Source organism: Protofrankia sp. CiP1_Cm_nod4 (assembly GCF_982290645.1).
Genome location: NZ_CEVIVC010000226.1, coordinates 1 through 3,915, shown reverse-complemented (window position 1 = coordinate 3,915; position 3,915 = coordinate 1). Strand labels below are relative to the sequence as shown.

The window sequence follows — 3,915 nt, the reverse complement described above, 5'->3', positions numbered from 1 at the left end:
AGGTCGTGCCCCATCCGGTCCCGCTTGGTGGTCAGATAGCGCAGGTTCTCCGGAGTGAAGTTCACCGGCAGCCCGACCCGTTCGACGACCTCCAGGCCGTAGCCCTCCAGCCCGGCCCGCTTGGTCGGGTTGTTCGTCAGCAGCCGCATCGTCCGGATGCCGAGATCGACCAGGATCTGGGCGCCGGTGCCGTAGTCACGCGCGTCCGCGGGCAGGCCGAGGGCGAGGTTGGCGTCCACGGTGTCGTGCCCGGCGTCCTGCATCTGGTAGGCCCGCAGCTTGTGGATGAGGCCGACGCCGCGGCCCTCGTGCCCCCGCATGTAGAGGACGACGCCCCGGCCCTCCTGGGCGATCATGCGCAGGGCGGCGTCGAGCTGCGTCCCGCAGTCGCAGCGGCGGGAGCCGAAGACGTCGCCGGTGAGGCATTCGCTGTGCACCCGCACCAGGACGTCACGGCCGTCCCCGATGTCCCCCTTGACCAGCGCGACGTGCTCCACGTCATCGATGACGCCGCGGTAGCCGAAGGCACGGAACTCGCCGTAGCCGGTGGGGATCCTGGTGTCGGCGACCCGCTCGACATGGTGCTCGCTGCGCCGCCGGTACGCCACCAGGTCGGCGATGGAGATCAGCAGCAGCCCGTGCTCCTCGGCGAACCGCGTCAGCTCCGGCAGCCGGGCCATGCTGCCGTCGTCGTTGACGATCTCGCAGATGGCGCCGGCGGGGCGCAGCCCGGCGAGCCTGGCCAGGTCCACCGCGGCCTCGGTGTGGCCGGGACGCCGTAACACCCCACCGACCTTCGCGCGCAGCGGGAAGATGTGGCCGGGCTTGGTGATGTCCGCGACGGTGGTCGCCGGGTCGGCGAGCAGCCGGATGGTCAGCGCCCGGTCGGCCGCGGAGATGCCGGTCGTCACCCCGGCCCGGGCGTCGACGGAGACGGTGAACGCGGTCCCCATCCGCTCGGTGTTGTGCGGGACCATCTGGTCGAGCTCGAGCCGGTCGAGGTCGGCGCCGTCCATCGGGACGCAGACCACCCCGGACGTGTAGCGGATCATGAAGGCCAGCAGCTCCGGCGTGGCCTTCTCCGCCGCGAAGATCAGGTCGCCCTCGTTCTCGCGGTCGGCGTCGTCGACGACGACGACCGGCCGGCCGGCGGCGATCTGCGCGACCGCCTCGTCGATCGAGGCGAAACGCGTATCATCGACTGGCAAATTTTTGATCATGACAGTTGCCCGCTCCCGCTGTGGATGACGGGGGTGCCCGACGAGCCGGCACCGGCCGCCTCCCCCGCGACGACAAGCTTCTCGACGTATTTCGCCAGCACGTCGACTTCGAGGTTGACCCGCTCCCCCACCCCTCGCCGGCCGAGGGTCGTCGCCTGCAGTGTCGTCGGGATCAGGCTCACCGTGAACGCGGCGGGCGTGGCCTCGCCCGCCGGGATGATCTCGACGACCGTCAGGCTGACCCCGTCGACGGTGATGGATCCCTTCTCGACGAGATAGCGCTCCAGGCCCGGCGGCAGGCTGATGCGCACGATCTCCCACTGGGTCTCCGGGCCGAAGGTGACGCGATCGTCTTCTGTCGCGTCACCGGAGGCCCCCCCGGAGGCACTGCCGAAGGTGACGCGATCGTCTTCTGTCGCGTCACCGGAGGCCCCCCCGGAGGCACTGCCGAAGGTGACGCGATCGTCTTCTGTCGCGTCACCTGTTGCCGCCGCGTCGCCGGAGGCCTCCACATGCACAACAGAGGTGCTGGAGCGGCGTTCGAGGACCACGCCGACGCCGTCCACGTGCCCCTGCACGAGATGCCCGCCGAGGCGGTCGGCCAGGCGCACGGGGCGCTCCAGGTTGACCCGGTCGCCGGCGCGCAGCCCACCCAGGGACGAGCGGTCGAGCGTCTCCTGCATGACGTCGGCCGCGAACGCCTGCCCCTCGCCGTGGGGGAACCAGCTGGTGACGGTCAGACAGACCCCGTTGACCGCGATGGACGCGCCCTCGCTGACGTCCTCAAGTACCTTCGTGGCGTCAATGACCAGCCGAGCGGCGGCCGGCCGTGGTTCGACGGCCGCGACCACGCCGAGTTCCTCGACGATGCCGGTGAACATTCCTGTGTGCCCTCTCGTCCCGGCACCACGTCCGAGACGGAGGCGATCACGCGGGACACGTCCGGCGCATGGGCGCTGGACGGGCCGTCGGCAGGCCTGTGGGCCGCCGGACAGCACACGCCCGCGCGCGTCCTCCCATCCGGACTTTCACCGTCGGCCCCGGAATTCCACCGGGTCAGCCGTCCGCTGGCTGCGGACGGGTCGCGGACTGTCACCGCCGGTTCGGATTTTCACCGACCCCGGAGCGCGCGTGCTGCTAACTACCTGACCAAGTCTGGCACACGCGGACGGCACAGGTGCAAGAAAGCTCACGCGATACCGGACGGCAGTACACCGCTCACTCTTCGTCCATCTTCACGTGTTCGACCGCGCATGGTCGGCCTTGTATATCCGCTTTTGCGGGTATTTGCTACCGGGGCCGCTACACTCAAGAGGTTTATATAAGTGTTCCATATGAGCGACGTCACATGCGCGGCATCATGTGAGAAACGTCATGCAAAAACGCCATGCGCGTAACGGTCACGCGAGCAGGTGGGCGTTGACCGCCCGGACCGCGGCGGCCAGCGCCGGCACCTCGACGACGTCGAGGCCGGCCCGCCGCATGATCTCCACGCCTTCGCAGTCGACGAACAGCACGGGTTCACGCCAGGCGAAGACCACCCGGCGGATCCCGCCCTCGATGATCAGCTCCGTGCAGGTCCGGGGCCGGGAGGCCCGGGCGCTGCACGGCTCCAGCGAGCTGTAGAGCGTCAGCGGGCCGACCGGGACCGGCAAGCCGTCCCGGCCGCGTCGCGCGAGCCTGCGCAGCGCGACCTCCTCGGCGTGGTCATGCGGGTCCAGCTCGCGCGAGTAACCGGTCGCCAGCACCCGCACGGGCGCGTCCGCCGCCGGGCCTGCGCAGTGGTCGACGATGACCGCGCCCACCGAGAACGCACCCGGTGACGGCGGGCACCGCCGGGAGATCTCGACCGCCATCCGCAGCCACCGCTCGTCCGCGCCGGCCGTCACCGCGGCGCCGGCCGTTCCCGCGGCGCCGGCCGTTCCCGCGCCTGGTGCCCTGGCGCCCGGCGTCCCGGCATCGCCCGGTCAGCCCTTCCCGGGGACCGGTGCCACCAGCCGGGGGGCGGCGGCCAGCGCCTGCGCGCGCAGCGCCTCCAGCGCCGCGGCCGGGTCGGCGGCGCCGTAGACGGCGGTGCCGGCGACGAAGACGTCCACCCCGGCCCGCGCGGCCCGTTCGATGGTCTCGGCGTTGACCCCGCCGTCGATCTGCAGCCACAGGTCGAGCCCCCGGTCGTCCAGCAGCCGCCGAGCCGCCTCGATCTTCGGCAGGACCTCGTCCATGAACTTCTGGCCGCCGAACCCGGGCTCGATGGTCATCAGCAGCAGCAGGTCGAAACGGTGCAGGTCGTCGACATAACGCTCGACCGGGGTGGCCGGTTTGACGGCGAGCCCGGTGCGCGCGCCGGCGGCCCGGATGGCGTCGGTCGTGCGGGGCAGGTCATGGACGGCCTCGGCGTGGATGGTCACGTTCGCCGCGCCCCGCTCGGCGTAGCCGGCGGCCCAGCGGTCCGGGTCGCCGATCATCAGATGGCAGTCGAGCGGGGTGGTGGTGACCGTGCGCAGGGCGGTCACCGTGTCCGGCGCGAACGCCAGGTTGGGGACGAAGTGGTAGTCCATGACGTCGACGTGCAGCCAGTCGGCGTGGCCCTCGACCGCGCGCGCGGCGTCGGCGACCCGCCCGAAATCGGCCGCCAGCAGGCTCGGATAGATCTGCGCGGTTGCCACACCCACGAGCGTATCGGCCCATCCCCGCC

Annotated in this window: 4 protein-coding genes and 1 riboswitch; all 4 genes read right to left on the bottom strand. The window is 71.3% G+C overall.

Annotated features, from left to right (window positions below; translation table 11 throughout):
* The coding region (locus AC5LSR_RS23230) for a bifunctional 3,4-dihydroxy-2-butanone-4-phosphate synthase/GTP cyclohydrolase II (RefSeq protein ID WP_493469029.1) at nt 1–1,220 on the bottom strand (1,220 nt) is incomplete at its 3' end.
* Entirely contained in the window at nt 1,217–2,101 is an 885-nt protein-coding gene (locus AC5LSR_RS23225) for a riboflavin synthase (RefSeq protein WP_493464924.1), read from the bottom strand. The genes AC5LSR_RS23225 and AC5LSR_RS23230, both read right to left, overlap by 4 nt.
* Before the next feature lie 123 nt (nt 2,102–2,224).
* Nucleotides 2,225–2,353: riboswitch (FMN riboswitch) on the bottom strand.
* Between the two features lie 267 nt (nt 2,354–2,620).
* Nucleotides 2,621–3,109, bottom strand: a complete 489-nt coding sequence (locus AC5LSR_RS23220; protein WP_445548482.1) for a cytidine/deoxycytidylate deaminase family protein — start codon at nt 3,107–3,109, stop codon at nt 2,621–2,623.
* A 78-nt stretch (nt 3,110–3,187) separates the two neighbouring features.
* Nucleotides 3,188–3,886 carry a ribulose-phosphate 3-epimerase gene (rpe, locus tag AC5LSR_RS23215; protein ID WP_250287518.1) on the bottom strand — a complete coding sequence of 233 codons (699 nt, stop codon included), beginning with the start codon at nt 3,884–3,886 and terminating at the stop codon, nt 3,188–3,190.
* Nucleotides 3,887–3,915: the final 29 nt, after the last annotated feature.

Bases quoted from the DNA above. Each gene is read 5' to 3' on its own strand.
- AC5LSR_RS23225 (WP_493464924.1), bottom strand. From the start codon at position 2,101: ATGTTCACCGGCATCGTCGAGGAACTCGGCGTGGTCGCGGCCGTCGAA.